Source organism: Nocardia asiatica NBRC 100129 (genome assembly GCF_000308415.1).
Classification (GTDB): Bacteria; Actinomycetota; Actinomycetes; order Mycobacteriales; family Mycobacteriaceae; genus Nocardia; species Nocardia asiatica.
On sequence record NZ_BAFS01000433.1, the window covers coordinates 1 to 19214 of the forward strand.

22 protein-coding genes and 1 pseudogene are annotated in these 19214 nt (G+C 66.9%); 13 read left to right on the forward strand and 10 right to left on the reverse strand.

Features of this window, described 5'->3' with window-relative positions:
• Positions 1–999 (reverse strand): IPT/TIG domain-containing protein (locus ON27_RS32505; RefSeq protein WP_245560436.1); only part of this gene is annotated, 999 nt, incomplete at its 3' end.
• Here ON27_RS32505 and ON27_RS45080 point away from each other — a divergent pair.
• The gene (locus ON27_RS45080) at positions 929–1084 is read left to right on the forward strand and encodes a hypothetical protein (protein WP_245560438.1); all 156 of its coding nucleotides are present in this window, start codon (positions 929–931) and stop codon (positions 1082–1084) included. The genes ON27_RS32505 and ON27_RS45080 overlap by 71 nt on opposite strands.
• A gap of 461 nt (positions 1085–1545) precedes the next feature.
• On the opposite strand, the gene ON27_RS32515 is transcribed toward ON27_RS45080, so the two are convergent.
• Both ON27_RS32515 and ON27_RS32520 read right to left on the reverse strand, forming a co-directional pair.
• Positions 1546–2682, reverse strand: coding sequence for an epoxide hydrolase family protein (locus tag ON27_RS32515; protein ID WP_051047229.1), 1137 nt, complete (start codon positions 2680–2682; stop codon positions 1546–1548).
• 381 nt (positions 2683–3063) lie between these two features.
• Positions 3064–3978 (reverse strand): serine hydrolase domain-containing protein, encoded by a 915-nt coding sequence (locus ON27_RS32520; protein WP_051047230.1) that lies wholly within the window; start codon positions 3976–3978, stop codon positions 3064–3066.
• 35 nt (positions 3979–4013) lie between these two features.
• Here ON27_RS32520 and ON27_RS32525 point away from each other — a divergent pair, with 35 nt between their 5' ends.
• Positions 4014–4520 (forward strand): substrate-binding domain-containing protein, encoded by a 507-nt coding sequence (locus ON27_RS32525; protein ID WP_051047231.1) that lies wholly within the window; start codon positions 4014–4016, stop codon positions 4518–4520.
• Between the two features lie 242 nt (positions 4521–4762).
• On the opposite strand, the gene ON27_RS32530 is transcribed toward ON27_RS32525, so the two are convergent.
• Positions 4763–6196 carry an amidase gene (locus tag ON27_RS32530; protein ID WP_043736236.1) on the reverse strand — a complete coding sequence of 478 codons (1434 nt, stop codon included), beginning with the start codon at positions 6194–6196 and terminating at the stop codon, positions 4763–4765.
• 42 nt (positions 6197–6238) lie between these two features.
• On the opposite strand from ON27_RS32530, the gene ON27_RS32535 reads away from it, so the two are divergent.
• The 3 genes and pseudogenes from ON27_RS32535 to ON27_RS45090 all read left to right on the forward strand — a co-directional run bounded on the left by ON27_RS32535 (position 6239) and on the right by ON27_RS45090 (position 7407).
• Positions 6239–6844, forward strand: a complete 606-nt coding sequence (locus tag ON27_RS32535; protein WP_043736238.1) for a TetR/AcrR family transcriptional regulator — start codon at positions 6239–6241, stop codon at positions 6842–6844.
• Between the two features lie 222 nt (positions 6845–7066).
• Positions 7067–7192: pseudogene (locus ON27_RS45085) on the forward strand (recombinase family protein); the annotation flags it as partial.
• Between the two features lie 17 nt (positions 7193–7209).
• The gene (locus ON27_RS45090; protein ID WP_169334552.1) at positions 7210–7407 is read left to right on the forward strand and encodes a hypothetical protein; all 198 of its coding nucleotides are present in this window, start codon (positions 7210–7212) and stop codon (positions 7405–7407) included.
• Positions 7408–7541: 134 nt separating this feature from the next.
• Here the strand turns inward: ON27_RS45090 and ON27_RS32540 are convergent, their stop codons facing one another.
• Both ON27_RS32540 and ON27_RS32545 read right to left on the reverse strand, forming a co-directional pair.
• Positions 7542–8222, reverse strand: a complete 681-nt coding sequence (locus tag ON27_RS32540; protein ID WP_043736240.1) for a response regulator — start codon at positions 8220–8222, stop codon at positions 7542–7544.
• Positions 8219–9322: a sensor histidine kinase gene (locus tag ON27_RS32545; protein ID WP_043736242.1), complete on the reverse strand. Its 1104-nt coding sequence runs from the start codon at positions 9320–9322 to the stop codon at positions 8219–8221. The genes ON27_RS32540 and ON27_RS32545 overlap by 4 nt, the downstream gene beginning before the upstream one ends.
• A 215-nt stretch (positions 9323–9537) precedes the next feature.
• On the opposite strand from ON27_RS32545, the gene ON27_RS32550 reads away from it, so the two are divergent.
• Complete coding sequence (locus ON27_RS32550) at positions 9538–9957, forward strand: DUF6223 family protein (RefSeq protein WP_043736244.1); 420 nt, start codon at positions 9538–9540, stop codon at positions 9955–9957.
• A 139-nt stretch (positions 9958–10096) separates the two neighbouring features.
• Here ON27_RS32550 and ON27_RS32555 read toward each other — a convergent pair whose 3' ends face one another.
• Entirely contained in the window at positions 10097–10276 is a 180-nt protein-coding gene (locus tag ON27_RS32555; protein WP_043736246.1) for a hypothetical protein, read from the reverse strand.
• Between the two features lie 668 nt (positions 10277–10944).
• Positions 10945–11532 carry a hypothetical protein gene (locus ON27_RS32560; RefSeq protein ID WP_157227556.1) on the reverse strand — a complete coding sequence of 196 codons (588 nt, stop codon included), beginning with the start codon at positions 11530–11532 and terminating at the stop codon, positions 10945–10947.
• 898 nt (positions 11533–12430) lie between these two features.
• Here ON27_RS32560 and ON27_RS32565 point away from each other — a divergent pair.
• On the forward strand, positions 12431–12805 hold the full coding sequence (locus ON27_RS32565; RefSeq protein ID WP_043736248.1) for a MerR family transcriptional regulator: 375 nt from the start codon (positions 12431–12433) through the stop codon (positions 12803–12805).
• A 120-nt stretch (positions 12806–12925) separates the two neighbouring features.
• On the opposite strand, the gene ON27_RS32570 is transcribed toward ON27_RS32565, so the two are convergent.
• The gene (locus tag ON27_RS32570; RefSeq protein ID WP_157227558.1) at positions 12926–13117 is read right to left on the reverse strand and encodes a hypothetical protein; all 192 of its coding nucleotides are present in this window, start codon (positions 13115–13117) and stop codon (positions 12926–12928) included.
• 143 nt (positions 13118–13260) lie between these two features.
• The gene (locus ON27_RS32575) at positions 13261–13857 is read right to left on the reverse strand and encodes a TetR/AcrR family transcriptional regulator (RefSeq protein WP_043736252.1); all 597 of its coding nucleotides are present in this window, start codon (positions 13855–13857) and stop codon (positions 13261–13263) included.
• A gap of 62 nt (positions 13858–13919) precedes the next feature.
• Here ON27_RS32575 and ON27_RS32580 point away from each other — a divergent pair, with 62 nt between their 5' ends.
• The 6 genes from ON27_RS32580 to ON27_RS32605 all read left to right on the forward strand — a co-directional run.
• A complete protein-coding gene (locus ON27_RS32580; protein WP_043736254.1) occupies positions 13920–14309 on the forward strand; it encodes a DsrE family protein in 390 nt (129 codons plus the stop codon).
• Positions 14310–14311: 2 nt separating this feature from the next.
• Positions 14312–14929 (forward strand): pyridoxamine 5'-phosphate oxidase family protein, encoded by a 618-nt coding sequence (locus tag ON27_RS32585; RefSeq protein ID WP_043736255.1) that lies wholly within the window; start codon positions 14312–14314, stop codon positions 14927–14929.
• A 365-nt stretch (positions 14930–15294) separates the two neighbouring features.
• Positions 15295–15642 (forward strand): hypothetical protein, encoded by a 348-nt coding sequence (locus tag ON27_RS32590; RefSeq protein ID WP_157227560.1) that lies wholly within the window; start codon positions 15295–15297, stop codon positions 15640–15642.
• A 625-nt stretch (positions 15643–16267) separates the two neighbouring features.
• Positions 16268–16996, forward strand: coding sequence for a TetR/AcrR family transcriptional regulator (locus tag ON27_RS32595; RefSeq protein WP_218003081.1), 729 nt, complete (start codon positions 16268–16270; stop codon positions 16994–16996).
• 106 nt (positions 16997–17102) lie between these two features.
• Positions 17103–17903, forward strand: coding sequence for an SDR family NAD(P)-dependent oxidoreductase (locus ON27_RS32600; RefSeq protein ID WP_043736258.1), 801 nt, complete (start codon positions 17103–17105; stop codon positions 17901–17903).
• Between the two features lie 16 nt (positions 17904–17919).
• Positions 17920–19214: FAD-dependent monooxygenase (locus ON27_RS32605; protein ID WP_169334553.1), on the forward strand; the 1295-nt coding region annotated here is incomplete at its 3' end.

Here is a 19214-nt window from a genome sequence, read left to right on the forward strand (position 1 = left end):
CGTTCCGGTGAGCACGACCGTGGTCCCGCCGGTGACCGGCCCGACGTTCGGCACCGCCGTGGTGAGAGCGGGCACCCCGACATAGGTGAGAGGAACACCATTGGTCGTTCCACCGGCTGTGGTGACGGTGACCTGCACCGTACCCGTCCCCGCCGGGACGACGGCGGTGATCTGGGTGTCGGAGTTGACCACGAACGACGTCGCCGGTGTGGCGCCGAAATTGACCGCGGTCGCCGTGGACAGACCCGTGCCGGTGAGCACGACCGTCGTCCCGCCCGTCACCGGAGCAGTGGTGGGAGAGATGCTGGTCAGGCTCGGCACCCCGGCGTAGGTGTAGGAGACGCCGTTGCTGGTTCCGCCCGAGCCGGTGACGGTGACCTGCACCGTACCGGACCCGGGGGGAGCGATGGCCGTGATCTGGGTTGGCGAATTGACGGTGAAAATGGTTGCGGTGTTGCCGAACCGAACCGTCAACGGACCGGAGAACCCGCTACCGGTGATGACGACACTGTTGCCACCCGACGCGGGGCCCGCGGTCGGTGATATGGAGGTGATGGTCGGCACAACGACGTAGACGAAGGTGACCGGGTTGCTGGTACCGCCCGGCCCGGTGACAGTGATCGACACGATCCCCGACCCGGGAGGCGAGACGGCGGTGATCTGATTGCCGGAGTTGACCGTGAACGAAGCCGCCGGTGTCGCGCCGAAATTGACCGAGGTCACACCGCTCAGGCCCGATCCGGTCAGCGTGACCGTCGTTCCCCCCGCGGTGGAACCTTGGCTCGGGCTGACGCTGCTCAACGACGGAACAGCAAGATAGGTATACGCAACACCGTTGCTGGTCCCCGCGGCGGTGGTGACCGTAACCGGCACCGTACCCGGCGAACCGGCCGGGGCGATCGCCGTGATCTGCGTGGGGGAGTTCATCGTGAAAGTGGTTGCTGTGCTCCCGAATCTGACCGTCGTGGGACCGGTGAAACCGGTGCCGGTGATCGTCACACTGGTGCCACCCGTGGTGGGCCCTGATGTGGGAGAAATGGAAGTGATGGTAGGCATCGCGCTGCCTCCTCGGTTGCCGTGGTGATCGTTCAACTGCACCGGGGGTGCCCGACTCGCTCAATGGCCCGGCACTTCCATTGACACGCCTGAACCTGCACCCGGGCAACGAATCTCGAATCCGATTTCGTCCGTTTTCGGATAGACCACACGATGGTGACGACAGAACAACAGGTCACCATCCGCGCCCACAGCCTCGCTGGTGGCACGATGCGGCGCGCCACCGCCGAACAGCGCAGCTGCGCGAATGCCCTCCGGTCGTCACCGCCCGGCTCGGGCAATTCCGCGTCGCTCTCGCGAGCCCGAAAACACGCTTCCAGTTTTCGGGTCAGGCCAGAACACCGTGTCCGAGGAGCGGCCGAGCGTGCTGGTGGCTTCTCCTTTGGTAGAAGCCGCCGAGACGTTGACCAATTCAGCACAACAGCGCGGTGAGACGAAGCATGGCATCGAGTTTCGATGACAGAAGAGACTGTCTCGCGCGGCCGGACTTCAGCCGACTTCGGCGAAGAACCGCCGGATGTCGCCGAGGAGCAGTTCGGGTGCCTCGTGCGCGGCGAAGTGGCCTGCGGCATCGTTCGGACCGCCGATCGCCGTACCTGCGTCGTAGGAGTTCCAGCTGACGATGTTGCTGTGGTCACGCTCGGCGAACCGGCGGATCGACTGGAAATCGCCCTTGAACATGGCAAGTGCCGTAGGGGTCGTGGTCGAGCCGGTCGGGCGGTCGGTGCTGCGCGCCTCCTCGTAGTAGAACCGGACCGAGGAGGCTGCGGTGCCGGTCAGCCAGTAGAGGGCGACGTTGCCGATGACGAAATCGGCATCCAGACTCTCCCCGAAAAGCTGTGCATTCCAGCCGAGCAGGCCGATGGGGGAATCGGAGAGCGCGTAGGCCAGCGTTTGCGGCTGCTGGCTGCACAGGATGTTGAAGGCCATCTTGTTGTCCTGGAACCACTTCAGGTGTTCGAGCGCCGCCAGATCCTCCGGCGAGAGGTCGACGAACTCGGCCGGATCACCGGACGGGAACGAAAATAGCTGCGTGACATGAACACCCACCACCCGGTCCGGCGCCAGGCGACCGATCTCCGGGGAGACCATCGAGCCGCCGTCATTGCCGATCGCCCCGAAGCGCTGGTAACCGAGCCGATCCATCAGCTCGATCCAGGCCTTGGCGACGCGCCGCATGGTCCAGCCGGTGCTGTGCGTCGGACCGGAGAAGCCCATGCCGGGCAGCGCCGGAATCACCAGATGGAAGGCGGGATCGTCAGCAGACTCCGGTGCGGTCAGCGACTCGATGATGTCGAGGAACTCGAGCACCGAGCCGGGCCAGCCGTGGGTCAAGACCACCGGCAGCGCGTCCGCGCGAGCTGACCGGATGTGCAGGAAGTAGATGTTCTCGCCATCGATCTCAGTGGTGAACTGCGGGTAGGCGTTCAGTTCGGCCTCGAGCGCCCGCCAGTCGAAGGTGTCCAGCCAGTACTGCGCCAGGCGGCGCACCCGGTCCCCGGGCACCCCGTACGAGTCGCCGACGCCGGGCAGTTCACTCGGCCACAGGGAGCGGCGCAGACGGTCGGCCAGATCGTCGAGCTTGGTCTGCGGAATGTCGATACGGAAGGGCTTGATTGTGCTCATGACGATCTCCTATGGAAACGGAATGGTTTGTTCCGTTCGAACATAGCAGAACGGATCATTCCGTTTCAAGTACTGCACTCGAAGGCTCACCTGGCCGTGAGGCGCAGCTGCCCGCAACGGCGGGCTGATCCCCGACGTTCGCGCGCGAAGCTTTCCTGAACGCCGATGTCCCGATCGCCGCTGAGAGTGCTTGTGCGACACCAGCCCGCCCATCTCGACCCGCCCACTGTCGTGTCGGAACTGGCGCACCCAGCCGGGGCATCCATTCACGCGCGGGCCTCTCGCGGTCGATGTGGTCGCGACGGCGGACCGGCACCCGCCCGCCAGCACGATATCGACCTGCGGTGCATCGTGGTCGGCGACCGCGCTGCCCGGCGACCCCTAGGAGCACATCTGGTAGGCGGCGGTCCAGAAGTCCTGGTGCAGACGGGGTGTGTCGGCCGAGTCCATGGCGGTCTGGGTCAGCAGGATGCCGACCAGGTCCTCCGCCGGGTCCGCGTAAGCGGTCGTGCCGAGGCCGCCGTCCCAGCCGAACTGGCCGGGGGAGGACAGGTCGCGGCGGTGTGTGCGCACGGCCATGCCGAAACCGAAACCGCCGTGGCGGCCGAAGTGGTCGCCGAACTGGTCCTTCTCGACCTTTTGCGCCGGCGTGAGATGGTCCATGGTCATCAGCGCGACCGAGGCTCGCGACAGCACCCGCTCGCCCTTGCCCAACAGCATGCGGAAGAACGCGTGGTAGTCGTCCACTGTAGACACCAGGCCGTCGCCGCCCGCCTCGAATGCCGGTGGGCGGCTGTACTTGCCGCCTGGTTGGTCCCACACGGTCAGCTCACCGGTCGTCGGGTCGTGGGCGTAGCTCGTGGTCAGCCGACTGAGCTCGGCGGCCGGCACGTGGAAGCCCGTGTCGACCATGCCGAGCGGCGCGAACAGGCGCTCGGCCAGGAACGCCCCGAACGGCTGGCCTGCCACCCGCGACACGAGCACACCGAGAACGTCGGACCCGACGTGGTACTGCCACCGGTCCCCGGGCTGGTACACCAGTGGAAGCGTGCCCAGCCGACGCAGCCACTCGTCTTGGCCGATGGCCGGCCAGTTCGCGGTCCCGTCGCCGACGACGCCGAGCTCCACCATGGCCGCCTGGATCGGGCTCGGCGTGAACACGAGCCCGAAGCCGAAAGTCAGTGTCAGCAGGTCCCGCACAGTGATGGGCCGGACCGCGGGGACGGTGTCGTCGAGTTCGGCGTCGACGCGGCTGAGCACCCGACGGTTGGCCAGTTCCGGCAGCCAGGTCTCCACCGCAATGGAGCCTGAAGATTCGGCACAACCCATTCGTGAACGCGCTCGGCCCCATCCGCGGCGGCGACATCGACGTGCTCGTCGCGTGGCTGCCTGTGGAGGAGCCGGACTTGACGGTGGGCCCGATGATCTACACCGAGCACAGCGTGCTGCTGGTGGCGGCCGACCACGAGTTGGCGGAGGAGAAGTCGGTGTCGATCGAGGTGTTCGCGGGCCGGGGCATCATGCAGGGGCCGGAAGGCCCCGAATATTGGGGCGACGCATTCACCCCGTTCCACACCCCCAGCGGCCGGCCGATCGAACGCCATCAGCCGAACATCGCGAGTCTCGACGACATCTTCCTCCACGTGGCCAACGGCGAAGGCATCCACAACCTGGGCGCGCACGTGGCGCGGTACAACGCCCGCCCGGACATCGTGTACCTGCCGATCCACGACTGGAGCCTGCGCTGGGTCCTGGTCTGGCGCGAGGAGACGGAGATGGTCCGCGCCCTGGCCGACGTGGTCCGGGACATGGGCACCGCGACGAACCTGTACACGTAACGTTCTTCTCGCTGCGGCGACGCATGCTGCATTGGGGTTTCCCACAGCCGACTCGCCGCCTTCACGGTCCTGCAGTCAACCGCGTTCGCCACCCCGACGGCACAGGCCACCGTGGTGGTGGAGGCGCGATCGAGGTCGACATCGACACCGAACTCGCCCAGCTCGGCCCCACCGGATACCGGCCCCTACGGGTCCGCGACACTCCTTTCTGATCATGCACATGCTGAGCAGCCTGGAGCAGGCTATGCCAATGTGCGTGCTTCCTGTCCGGCCGCTATCGGGTTGATCGGGGTCAGCACTCCCAAGCGTTGCTCGATGGCGCTCGCCGCGGTCAGGCACAGGTCTTCCCGATACATCCGGCCGATGACCTGAACACCCTGAGGAATCCCGCCGATCACGCCGGCCGGAACAGCTACCGCTGGAACTCCTACCAGGGTGGTGGCCGTGCACAAGCGCAACGGGCTCATCATTCGCTGCTGCTCGTCCGCGTCGACCGGAACCGATGGTGGTGGCGGCAATTCGGTGTAAACCGGTCCGAGCAGTAGCGGATACCGGTCGAGGAACTGCGTCCACACGCGCTGCACACCCAGCCTCGCGGCGGTCAGCTGGATGTAGCCGGACAGGTCTGACGGTGGTTGCCGACGCATCATCAACTCCATGTGCAGGCGACTGGTTTCGCTGAGCATCGGCCGCAGTGTGGGCCAGGCCAAGAAGAATTCGGTGCTGATCAATCCGGAGTAGACATCCAGCGCTTGGGCCAGCGCGGGCACCTCCACCTCTTCGATCCGGTAACCGGCATCGGCCAATGCTGCTGCCGCATCAGCCAATCCGGCGCGCACGTCGGGATGCATTCGGTCACCGTCGAGATCGGTCACCAGCCCGACTGTGACGGGACCGCTCAGCGGCGGACCGTCCGGTGGCGCGGGAACGGCCCGCGGATCCTGCGCGTCGGCACCGGCCAGCACGTCGAATGCCAGCCGCAGATCCGCCACCGACCGGGCGAGTGGACCGTCGACCGGGAACAGTTGTGACGCCAGTGTCGGTTCGTGACCGCTGATTCGGTGGTCCGCGGCGAATCGGCCGTAGGTGGGTTTGAGTGCGGTGATCCCATTGAATGTCGCCGGATTACGCAGGGAGCCCCCAGAATCGTTTCCCAGTCCCAGCGGCGCCATACCGGTGGCCACCGCTACACCGTCGCCGCCACTGGTCCCACCCGGTGTCCTGCCATGCGGATCCCACGGGTTGCGGGTATCGCCGTACAACGTGCTCGTTGTGTGCAGACCGGCGATCGTCAGATCCGGCAGATTGGTTCGGCCGATCGGGATCGCCCCGGCCGCGCACAACCGACGCACCGGCGGCGCATCGGCCGTGGCCACCAGGTTCCGCAGGGCCGGCACACCCATCGTCGTGGCCGATCCCCTGACATGGATGTTCTCCTTCACAGTGAACGGGACCCCGGCCAGCGGACCCACCGCTTCGCCCGCCGCACGCCGCCGGTCGATCGTGCACGCGGCGTCGAGGGCGCCATCGGCCAGCACGTTCGTTACCGCGTTCACTTCCGGGTTGACTGCGTCGATCCTCGCCAGATGCGCTCTGACCACCTCGACTGCGCTGATCTCGCCGGCCGTTACGGCCGCAGCGACCTGCGCGGCGGTTACCTCGTACAGATGCTCCACGCCAGGAAATATACAGACTCGTATTCAGATACACTGCTGGATATGAACCAGCGTCTCAGCCGCGAAGAGAGTCGACGGCAGACCCAGGACCGGCTGCTCGACGCCGCCGCGGAGTTGTTCGCCGAACGGGGTGTCAATGGCACCTCGGTAGAGCAGATAGCCGAACGCGCCGGATACTCCCGAGGAGCCTTCTACGGCAACTTCGCGGACAAGCACGAACTCACACTCGAACTCCTCACCCGACGAACCCAGCGCGAACTCGACGAGGTCGCCCGACTCGACCACACCAGCCGGGAACCGTTGCGCGAGTTCAATCGCGCCCGTGCCCGTCACCTCGGCGAATGGCTGGCACTACGGCTCGAACTCGTACTTCACATCCTGCGCAACCCCCAACTGCGATCACGCCTGGCCGAACGCGAAATCACCGCCCGCAACGCCATCGCCACCGGAATCACCCAAGAATTACCGCATCCTCCCGCCGATCCCGCCTTCCTCGCGCTCATAGTGCACGCCCTCGAAGACGGCCTATTCGTTCAGAAGCTACTGACCCCCAACGGGATCCCCGACGATGTCGTCGTCGACGCCTACGACTTGCTGATCGCCGCATGGGCGGCTCTGGCCGAGAAGAATTGCAGGCCAGCAGAATAACTCAGCGCTGAACGGGGATCGCGGATCAGTCCGAATACGATCGCCCCAGCGCAGTTCTCACGGTGTGGGTCAAAAACGAACATTTCCGACCCACACCTACAGCCGCCCGCAGGAACCGGCGCATCTGCAGGTCGGCGAACACCACCAATGGGCCACAACCCGTGTGCGGAATCTACGGGACGAAAACCCGACATGTCAGCCTTTTATGGGACATTTCCGGGTATGGGCCGGTTCGGATACGCGCGAGTCTCCGCCCGCGGACAAAAGGACGACTCCCAGATCGACGCCCTCACCGCCGCCGGGTGCGATGGGATCTGGGTCGACAAGGTCTCCGGCAAACTCGCCCGCCGCCCGGAACGGGACAAATGCTTCGAGCGCCTACGCCGCGGCGACGAGCTGGTTATCACGCCTGGACGCCGGCCCCGGTCGTCGCCGAAGCGCTCGGCTACCACCACCACACGACCACCCGCGCCGCCGCCGAAGTCGCCGCGACCTGGGGCCGCTACGCCACCGGTCCCCGCCCCCGGAAACCGGCGGGCTGGCCACCTATTCGCGACAGTTGATTACGAGCCCCTGTCAGTCCGGGACCCCTGCAGGTCGCGGCGGGCGACGGCGACATCGTCATTGCCGCACCATTTACGCGCCGTGCAGTGGCCGCGGCGGTGCTGGGTAGGCCGGTCGAGCACAGCGGTCCCGGCTACACGGACGGTGAGGGTCGGGAGTTGTGTGGGGTCACCAAACCGGATTCGTAGGCAAAAACTACGAGTTGGGCCCGGTCGCGTGCCCGGAGCTTCGTCATAGCTCGGTTGACATGGGTTTTGGCGGTCAGCGGGCTGATGACCATGTGGCCTGCGATCTGGTCGTTGGACAGACCTTGCGCGACCAGCACTACGGCCTCGCGTTCGCGGTTGGTCAGTTCTTCCAGACCCGCACGGGTGTCGGTGTGCAGGGGCTGGGCAACATACCGATTGATCAGCCGACGGGTGATCGACGGTGCGAGCAGGGCGTCGCCGCGCGCGGCCACGTGGATGGCGTGCAGAAAGTCGTCCGGCTGGATGTCTTTGACGAGGAACCCGGCCGCGCCGGCGCGTAGCGCGTCGAAGACGTATTCGTCCATGCCGTAGTTGGTCAGGATGACGACGTGTACCCCGATCAGGGCCGGGTCGGCTGCGATGCGCCGGGTCATCTCGATCCCGTCGACGACCGGCATCTGGATATCGACGAGCGCGATGTCGGGCAGGTGCTGCCTGGCCAGTGTCAGGCCCTCGCTCCCGTCAGCCGCCTCGGCCACGACTTCGATATCGGGCTCCAGGTCGAGAAGTGCGCGAAACCCACTGCGAACGAGCGGCTGGTCATCGACCAGCAGGACGCGGATCATGTTCGATCCACAGGAAGTTCGGCCTGCACGGAAAAGCCACCTTCGTCGCGTGGTGCCGCCTGCAAGTGACCGCCGAGGGCGGTGACTCGTTCACGCATTCCGAGCAACCCGACACCGCCTACCGGGGCACTGCCCGAGGTGGCCTTGCCGTCGTCGTCGACTCGGATGACCAGAGTGTCGGGACGATAGGCGATGCGGACCGACGCTGTCGCGGCGACAGCGTGACGGGTGATGTTGGTGAGAGATTCCTGAACGATCCGGTATATGGTCCGATCCACCGCGAGGGGCAGTTCCCTGCGTTGCCCTTCGATTGTCAGGGTTGCGTCCAGCCCGGCCGTCCGGGCTCGCTCCACCAGGCCGGGGACATGTTCGAGCCCTTGCCGCGGGGTGACCTTGTCGTCGCGCAGCGCCTCCAGGGTCGCGCGTAGTTCCCGAGCCGCTTCTCGACCGGCATCTCGGATCACCAGCAATGCCTCCGGTACCTCTTCGCCTCGTTTGCGGGCCACGTGGACGGCAGCCTCGGACTGCACCTTGATCACCGAGATCTGGTGGGTGAGCGAATCGTGCAACTCCCGCGCGATGTGCAGGCGCTCCTCGTCGGCGCGTCGCCGTGCGGTCTCCTCCCGGATGCGCTCGGCCTCGTCGGCGCGCTGTTCAGCTTGCCGCAGCGCTTCACCGGCGGCACCGGCCGCGATCAACCACGCGATCTCGAGCGCGTCTCGGGCCTGCGCGAATGCCGCACTCGTGTCGTGCAGGGAAACCAAGGCCGCGAGCGGAAGAGTAGCCAACAGAGCCACCGACGCCGCCACTGCGATCATCCGGTACCCCGCCCGCATCGCGGCGTATACCGCCAACAGGAACGCGACAGCGGGCACGTCGAAACCGACGGCTTGATAGCCCAATGCGCACAACCCGGTGACGGCCAGCACGGTGACCGGAGCCCGGCGTCGCGCGGCCAGAGCCAAACCTCCGGTTATCAGCAACGCGTAGCCCAGCGGGTCGAGATCCGTCGGTACGTGCTGCCTGGACAGACCGGTGACGAACAAGATCGCCGCCGATCCGACCGCAATCGCCCAGTCAGCGATCGATCCCCTGCTCATGCGTGCACCCTAGCTGGATTCTCGCGCGGGCAACTCCTGCCAAGGGACGATCCATCGACTACCGCAACCGCAGTACTTCACGAGTTTCCTGCGGTATCCGCGGCACTGGTTACCGCACCCACGGCAGCGCTGATTGTCCGCGCTCGCGGGATGTTTCGCGATTCATCAGCCGAGATCATCGAACGACATCCAGTCACACGACGAAGGAGCACCTCATGTCTGTCCGTCACCACCTCGGCGCCACAGCGGTCCTTGTCGGAAGCTTCGCGCTGAGTTCACCGGCGGCCTCGCACGCCTCGACCCAGTCGAGCGCCGCCAGTGTGTCCGCCATGAGTTCCGGGCGACTCGGCGCCATCATCGCCGCGGTGGTGGGGCTGATCGGCGTGGGCGTCGGTGGGTCGGCGCTGGCCCGCTCCACCCGTCGTATCGGAACCGGCGACAGCAGAAACGCGGCTCTCGTGGCCCTGGTGGCGGGCCTGCTGGCCGTGGCCCTCAGCGGCCTGATCGTGGCGACCGCCGACGGTGGTATCGGCACCGGAAACGGACTGGGCGGGGCCTTGGTAGCACTCGTGGTGGGGTCGATCAGCATGGTCATCGGCGGGCTGGCGATGGCCCGCGCCCGTAGCGCCGACTGAGCAGCCGACCGCAGCGCAGACGAGCAGCGGACTGTCGACGGCTTCGCTGACCCGGTCCAACGCCAGCAGGCGCGCTGCATCGGCTCGCCGGGCGCGGCCGGGTACCGCTCTTCGATCGAGTGGCCGAGAAGGTCATCCGTCAGAACGGTTCAGGGCGAGTGGCGCGCAGCAACGCCGCGATCTCGTCCACGGCGGCCGCGTTCTCGTCGGTGCGCTCGGGCAGCCGTTCGAGCGCGCGCCGACAGTCGGCGTCCGGGGTGTCCGCATTCGCGCCCGCCGCGAGCAGGGCGCGGACAGCGGCGACATCTCGTCGGCGCACGGTGAGCCCGAGCGGGGTGACCCCGTCCAGCTAGGGACAACCGAACTCGTGAATGCGCCCCTCGGCTGTCAGGCGGGCTGCGCCCGCTCGAACGCTGCGACTATCGCCGATCGGTTCCGGTCGCAGATGTCGTCTCCCGGGCTCGATGGCCGAGCGGTCAAGGACACATCGGACGGGACGGCCCCCGCTTGCCGACAGCGTTGAACACTTCCTCCGGGGTCAGCAAGGCACACACATCCAGGCCGGAGATCGGGCTCACGCTCGGCACGGCGGGCGTCGTAGAGACCGGGGAGCTGGTTGTGGTCGTCACCGATGCGGGTGGGTGCGCGGCATCGTAGTCCGAATCGGAGCATCCTGAGCGGGTCGGCGCGGATCCCAGTCCGATGGGCGCGGTCGGGGAGGGGCTGGTGTGTCCGATGACCCGCAGCCGGCGCACGTGAGCAGTAGCGCGGCCGCGGCTGCTGCCGTGGCGGTGGGGTGCGGCGCTTTGGTCAGCTGAGGCCGTATCCGAGGCCGAATGTGACGGCGAGCCATCTGAGGACCATGTGGAGGCCGACGCCGAGGTCGAGGCCGAAGGGGCTCATCGATCTCATCTCCTTCCGAGATCGAAATCTTTTGCGGTTCCCCGACCTGTTGATGATTTTATCGCTGGTCACAGACTTGCCGCATCATCGATCGGCACCGATGGAAGGCTGGTCGGCGCGGTCGGTGGCGCGGGCGCGGCCGAGGGGGAACGGCAGAGTGATGGGGTCGCCGGGGCGGTGGGCCTCGATGAGGGTGAGGTGTGGGGTGAGGCCGGTCAGGCCGGTGAGGCGGGCTTGACTGTAGGGGGTGCCGACGAGCAGGACTTCGACTTCGCAGTCGTGCACGGTGTCGGTCGGTAGCGAGCGGTCGAGGGTGGCCGCGATCGTGGTGACCGGTTCCAGACCGCGGTCGAGACAGCGTTCGCCAACGTCGGAGGGTTCATAGATCCAGGTGAGGACTTCCGGGCCGGAACATTCCCCGAGAAAGGTCCAGCCGCGTACTCGCATCACGATGTCCAGCCCGGCGAATATCCGCATGTCCGCTGGAGGCACGGGGTGACCGCATGGTGTGCCCAAAGCCTGCATCACCGAGGACGGCGGATATCGGCGATGCCAGATATGCGCGCGCATCGCCGCGACCCAAGCCGCTTCACCGCGCGGTATGCCCCAGGACATGTCACCGCCGGATCGGCTGACGCGGAGGTGGGCTGATTTCTTCTTCGCAGCGGACATTGGCGCTCATGCTCGCAGCCGGACCTACCCGCACCCGGCAGACACGCCCGCCGCCTGTCGTTGAATCTTCCGGCGCGGCCGCCCGCGCACGCCCTGTCGGCCTGATCGCGCGAGGAGCGGGCCGCCGCGGCCGTTGACGGCCGCGCGGAACGTCGGCCCCGCCGTACAGCGGGTGCGCTCCAGGTAGAGCTGAACCATGGCGATGTAGCCGCGGTCATCCAGCAGCACGGTGCGGACCGAGCCACCCTTGCCGTGCGGGCGGACCGTGCGTCGTCCAGTCGTAGGTCGAAGTCCTCGACGTACCGCACGCACGCCCACCTCACTCCCGCGCCGGACGCCGTCGCGCAAAGTCCGATCCCCTACACCAGCATCAGCATCCCTTTGGCCTGCTCGATCCCCGCGCGGTCGGCTTCGAACGCGAACCGATCGGCGTCACCGGGCGGTCGGGGTTGTTCGATGTCCACATCGCCATCCCTACCCGAGGTGCGGCGTGCAGAAAACCCCTACCGGGGAAGCGGAAAAATCTGTATCGCGGGGTGTAGACATTCTGGAAGTCGGGGTGTACTTTCTTTCTCGTTGGAGATGAGATGTCTGGTTGGCCGGGCAGGTGAACTGCACCGGAAGCAAGATCCACCATCCCCTCCGGCGGAGAAGAGAATCCGGTGCAGTCGGCCGGACCGCCGGAGGGGATGACGAACTCCCGCAGACACATCGGCAACCCAGGAGGTGGTGGTTACTGAACAGCTCTTCCCAGATCCCGCGTCCCGGGCTGTTGCCGGGCGCGGTCCCCGCGGTCGGCTCTACCGCCCGACCAGCGGGATAGACGTGAAAACCCCTCGATACTGGGCCCCGGCGCACCACGCGCCGGGGCCTGTCGACGTTGAACCCCAGAGGTGTTGTGCAGCAACCGAACGACCCTACCGACGCCACCGATTCCGCAGACACTTCCAGTGCCGCCGACCGGCTGGACGACGAGGACTACCCCGCCTACAGCATGGGTAGGGCCGCGGAAATCCTCGGCGTCACCCCGGCCTTCCTGCGCGGCTTGGACGCCGCCGAACTGCTGACACCGCAGCGCTCACCGGGCGGGCACCGCCGCTACTCCCGCTCCCAGTTGCGGACCGCCGCGCGGGTCCGCGCGCTGGTCGATGCGGGCACACCGCTCGAGGCGGCGTGCCGCATCATCGTTCTGGAAGACCAACTCGCCCGAGCCCATGAACTCAACGCCGAACTCACCCGGCGGAATCCGCCCGCGCCGGACCACGACCCCTGACTCCGGTCAGCCGCCGTAGCGGGTGCCGAGTTCCCGCCGGGGTGATCCGGTCGTCGGACCATGCGGGCGCGGGCGAAGCATCCTCGACCTCCACACGCAACCAGCCGTGGCCGGCGACCATCAACCGGCAACCACGAGGGCATGCACGACAGCATTGCCGGTCAACTCATCACACACCTGCACCGCGTCCTCCACCCCGATACCGGAGAGCAGGGCGAGCAGGCGCCGCACCACAACCCGCAGCTGCCGCAACGACGCCACCTCGAGATCTCGCTCGACAACAGCGCCGTCGGCGCGTTCACCAGCACGCACAGGCTCCAGTGTCGGCCTGACCTGCCTCGTCGCCGTGCAGAATCCATCCCGGCACAACCGGGCAACGCCCAGCGCAGTTACCACCGACAAGCGTCACAGAACCGACTGAACCAAGCGCCTGTTCATCCGATCGATGATGCCGCCTATTCGCCGTGGCGTTCGGCTGCCGACAGAAGGACCTCGGCGGCGTCGCGTGCCCGGCGCGCAGCTTGGGGATCGTCGTGCATGGCGGCGGTGACCATCGCGCCGTTGGCGATAATCAGCAACTGGTCGGCCAACGCTTCCGAAACCGAGCAGTCGGCGAGGAGATCGGCGAGGTAGTCGCGTACCGCGAGTTTGTGTTGCCTGGCGATCCGGCCGACGTCGTCGACTGTGCCGCCCAGCTCCCCGACCGTGTTGATGAACAGGCAGCCCCGGAAGCCGGGTTCGGCGAACCACTCGAAGAGAAAGTCGAACACGGCAAGCACCCGCTCCCGAGGCGTATGCCCATGGGCATCGACGAACTGGGCAATCGCCGCGCGCACCTCACAGTCACGTTGCCCGAGAACGGCACGCACCAGATCCGCCTTCGAGGGGAAGTGCTTATAGAGACGCTTCAGCGGTACATCCGCGGCGTCGCGAATGGCGTCCATGCCCACCGCCTGTATCCCGCGGTCGTTGAACAGCCGCTCGGCGGCGGCAAGTACCCGTAGCGCATCCGATGCATCCTGCACGGCCGCCTCCCTTGCGTTGAGAACCATCGTTCTCCTATGCTAACCGGGTCGCTCGAGAACGATCGTTCTCACTTGAAGGAGAAGAATTCATGACCGGAGAAGCTGTGACCAAGACCGCGGTAGTCGTGATGAGCGACCCCAAAGGCGGCGACGAAGCTCTCGGCCGGGTGTTCAATGCGCTCGCGGCTGCCTACGACTTCGATCAGGCCGGCGACGAAGTCCGCGTGCAGTTCCACGGTGCGGGCACCCGCTGGCCCGAATTGCTCAACGCGCCCGATCATCCCGCGTACGAGGTCTATCAAGCAGTACGCCATACCATCGCCGGTGCCTCGTGCGGATGCGCCGACGTCTTCGGCAGCAGCCAGGGCGTGCAGGCCAGCGGTATCGACCTGATCAAGGACAACCCGCTGCCGGGCACCTCCGGCCTGGCCAGCTTGCGCGCCCTCGTCGACGACGGATACCGCATCCTGTCGTTCTGACCATGGAGCACTTCTTCGCCCTGACGTTCGGACCGGATGAGCAGGCGCATCAACGCCGTCAAGGTTCATACGGCCGCTACGAACGCGCGCTTTCCGCCGCGCCCATGCTCGAGGGCATGGGCGCGGCGGAAGCCGAGTTCCTCACCCGTCGCGACAGCTTCTATCTCGCGTCGGTGGGACGTAACGGCTGGCCCTACGTTCAGCATCGCGGCGGGCCGGCGGGCTTCGTGAAGGTGCTCGGCCCTACCCGATTGGCGTGGGCCGAGCGCACCGGCAACCGGCAATACATCACGGCCGGTCATCTCGACAACGACGACCGCGTCGCGATGATCGCGATGGATTATCCGAACCGTAAGCGGCTCAAGATCCTCGGGCATGCGCGGTTCGACCCTGATCCAGATCCCGAAATACTCGACCGAGAAGGTATCGACGGCAAACTCGAAGGGCTCATGACCGTCGAAGTCACTGCCTTCGATTGGAACTGCCCGAAACTCATCACTCCACGGTTCACCGCGGACGAAGTACGAGATCTGACCGAACCGCTGCGAGAACGCATCCGGCAACTGGAAAGACAACTGGCCGCGCAGCAGGCGGGGTCCCTGCCGGAGACACGGCGGTGATCGGCGGGTCCGGAGTCGAGGGTGAACGAGGTCGCGAGTGTGGCGCCGGAGTTCACCGCTGCGGTCCCGGTCAGGTACGTGCTGGTGAGAGCGGAACCCCTCAGTGTTCGCAAGCCGAAAGTCACTACGGTGTAACAGTTCTTGGACATTAGACCGATAGTGGCTCGGGTGCGGTGAGCGCGCTCATCTCGAGTTGGAGGTCAACTATGTCGCAGTGGAGGAGAAGTCCACGCGCCGTTCGGCAGTCGGTCGTGCTGGCCGCAGTCGCCGGGACTGTGGCGCTTGCTCCGGCCGCGCTTGTCCTACCGGCATTCGCAACCCCTGATCAACCCCCGGTCACCACCGCACCCGTCACCACCGCACCCGTGACGACGGTGCCGCCGGTCACCACCGTGCCCCCGGTGACCACGACTCCGCCGGTGACGACCACACCGCCGGTCACCACTGTTCCGCCGGTAACGACCACGTCATTCCCGAAACCCGCTGAGCCGGAGGACCCCTACGGTCCCGACGGCTTCGATTCCTGGGGCTACGACCGCTGGGGTTACGACCGCTGGGGTTATGACCGTTGGGGTTACGACCGGCAGGGCTACAACGCCCAGGGCTACACCTCGCAGGGCTGTGCCCGCTCCGGCGAGGACCGGACCGACGCCGACCGGCTGGCCTGCGAACTGCGCAGGGCGCGACCATCCACCGGCAGCGCGGGCAGCTGAACCCCGCACACTCTGTGGGCAATTGGCGCAGCTGCCGTCTGCCCGTGGCGCCGCCATGCGACGGTCGGCGCTCATCTGCGGGAAGGTGTGAGAAAGTGCGCAGGCCCGATGGCGAGGTGCATGTTTCCTACGGCCAGAGCTACGTTGTGAGCGACCCCGAGAGCTTCGGCCTGGGCCTGCAGGAGGCGTTCGCCGGGCAGAGCGCAGGGCTGTGCGGCGCCGCGGTACCCGGCGCACTTTGGTTGACGACCGGGCTGCACACCGGCAACGTCGGCTTCACCGTCGAAGTGCGCGGCCAGGCTCCACCGCGTAGTGCGGCAGACCGCGGAGATCGCGGCCTACTGGCACGCCTATGCCCGTCGGCAATCCCCGCCTCCCACACCAGAATAACGCCCGAAGGCCGAACTCTTGGCCCGTCTCGCCCAGGAACAGGTCGATCGAGAGCGGTCGGTTGAGATTCGGGCAAAGGGCGGTCGGCGAAACGAGAGTAGTTGCCGCTTCGCATCTTTGGCGATCAGCAGTCTGACGGTGCGTCGGCTCGCAGGGGTAAAGTGATCGTTGTACTCTTATCGTGGCAGCCTGATCGTCCCGTTGCGGCGCCGCGCACAAGCAGGAGGAATGCCGGATGGTCCTCACCGAAGCACCGACCCAAGGAAGCGAACCAGAGGACGCGGCAGCGGATCCGGGCCACTCGGCCGGGCCGATCGTGACGACTCAGAACGTGGCGGTGCGCCGCCGGTTGCGATCGGACAAACGCGCTGCGATCTTGCGCGGAGCCCGCGCGGTGTTCTGTCGCGACGGCTATGCCCGCGCCTCGATCGATGCCATCGCACGCGAATCAGCGGTATCGACGCGAACGATCTACAAGCACTTCGCCGATAAGAAACAGCTGTTCACCGCTGTGCTAGTCGACAGCGCGGCGCAGGCGCGCGCCAGTCGATGCGCTGCCATCGAACACCACCTCGGCGAGGTGGTAGACCTCGAGGCCGATCTGACCGCCCTGGGCCGGGTCCTTGTCGTCGGCGGCGACGAGGACCACTTCGCCCTGGTCCGCCAGATCCGCGCCGAGGCCGATCACATCCCCGGCGCGGTGCTCGAGGCGTGGCTCGACACCGGCCCGCGCACGGTTCACGCCGCGCTGGCCCGGAAATTCGCCGAGCTCGCCGCGCGGAGGGTGCTCGTCCTCGACGATCCCGAGCGGGCGGCAGTCCACTTCGTCCTCCTCGCCGCGGGGGAGGCCAACGACCGAACCTTCTGGGGCGCCGTAGCTGCCGAGCCCGATGCGATCGAAGCCGCCGTGATCGCAGGTGTTCGTGCTTTTCTCCGCGCCTATCGAGCCGCGCCCACGCGATGAAGCGGGCGCGCGGCGCCGCTCAGACGACGGCTGCCTTTCCTGAGCGGCACGACAATGCCGTGCCACCTCGATCGAGTCGATACCGACGATCCGAAAGGAACCGATCATGCCCTCTGTAGATCTGGCGTCCGCCAAAGTACTGCTCACCGGCGCCACCGGCGGTCTCGGTCACGCGGTGGCGCGCGAACTCGCCGCGCAGGGCGCCGCTCTGGTGCTGACCGGCCGTCGCGCCGACACCCTCTGCGCGCTCGCCGCCGAGCTCGACGCGGCGATGATCCCGGCCGATCTGTCGCAGGCGCAGGACCTGCCACGCCTGCTCGACCAGGCCGGGCCGGTGGACGTGCTGATCGCCAACGCCGGTCTACCGGCGGGCGGGCATCTTCTCGAATTCTCCGCGGCGGACATCGACCGGGTCCTCGAGGTCAACTTGCGCGCGCCGATGCTGCTCGCCCGTGACTTCGCCGAGCAGGCGTCCCTCCGTGGAAGTGGGCACATCGTCTTCATGGGCTCGGTCGCGGGCCTGCTGCCCGCACCGCGGGTGAGCCTCTACAACGCCACCAAATTCGGCCTGCGCGGATTCGCTCTGGGCCTGCGACACGATCTGCACGACGCCGGTATCGGCGTGTCCATTGTCGAACCCGGCTTCGTCCGTGAGGCGGGGATGTTCGCCGACAGCGGCAGCCGTCTTCCACCCGGAATGCGTACGGCGACGCCACAGCAGGTCGCGAACGCCGTCGTCCGCGCCATCCGGGAAGACGTCGATGAGATCGTTGTCGCCCCGATCGAAACACGGCTGCTCGCCACGGTCGGATCCCTCGCCCCGAGGTTGGTCGCTCCCGTGCACCGCTTCCTCGACTCCGAACGCCTCGGCGCCGATCTCGGCAGCCGGTTCCACCACGAAAGCTGATCGTCACCACCGTGTGGTGACTGCTGAGAAGGAGGTCGGTGTGCGTCATCACCAGGTCGTCGTGGTCGGCGCGGGTCCGGTCGGCTTGTGGCTGGCGGCGGAATTGCGTTTGGGCGGCGCCGACGTGCTCGTGCTGGAGGCGCGTACCGAGCCGGACCCGCATTCGAAAGCGCTGGCGATCCATCCTCGCGCTGTCGAAATGCTGGCTTCCCGAGGATTGCTCGATCGATTCCTCGCCGAAGGGAGCCGGATTCCGAGTGGACACTTCGCCGTGCTCGGCACGCGGCTGGACTTCCGGCTGCTCGACACTCCGTACCAGTTCACGCTGTCACTTCCGCAAGTCCGGACCGAACAACTCCTGGAAACGCACGCCCGCGAGGCCGGAGCCGATATCCGGCGCGGGCGTCGCGTGACGGCATTGACCGCCGGGGCGGAGTCGGTGATCGTGCACCTCGACGAGGGAACCGATCTCGAGGCGGAGTGGATCGTGGGATGCGACGGGGTCCGAAGCACGGTGCGGCAGGCCGCGGGCATCGCCTTTCCGGGCACCGAATCGACGATGCTGGGCTGGCTCGGCGACGTGGAACTCGCCGACCCGCCACCGCAATCGTTCTTCAGCGAGTGGACCGAGGCCGGCCTGCTCATGGTCGTGCGGCTGCCCGGTGGCTGTTATCGCCTGATCGGTATCACGCCCGAGGATCTGCGGACCGATTGGCCCGGCGCGCTCACCCTCGACGAACTGCGGGCGAAGACCCGCGCGATCGCGGGCACCGATTGGGCGATGCACTCGCCCAAGTGGTTGTCCCGCTACGGAAATGCCGCACGGCAAGCCGAGCGCTACCGAGCCGACCGGATCTTCCTCGCCGGTGACGCGGCACACCAGCACATGCCCGCGGGCGGGGTCGGAATGAATCTCGGCCTCGCGGACGCGATGAATCTGGGCTGGAAGCTCGCCGCCACCATATCGGGACGAGCGCCCGAGGGCTTGCTGGACACCTATCACGCCGAGCGGCACCCCGTCGGCGCGCGCGCACTGCGCAGCACCCAGGCCCAAGCTGCACTGATGACTTCCTTCTCCTCGGACGGCAGGCAGTTACGGACCCTGTTGTCCGACCTGATCGGCGACCGACCCGAGTTCGCTCGCACGCTCGCCGAGCAGCTATCCGGACTGTCGGTGGCCTACCCAGCCGCCCCCGGCGCACACACCCTCACCGGGCACCGCGCCCCGGATCTGCCGCTCACCGACGGCCGGTCACTGTTCGCGACGCTCACCGACGCACGCCACGTCCTGGTCGACATCGCCGGCGGCCT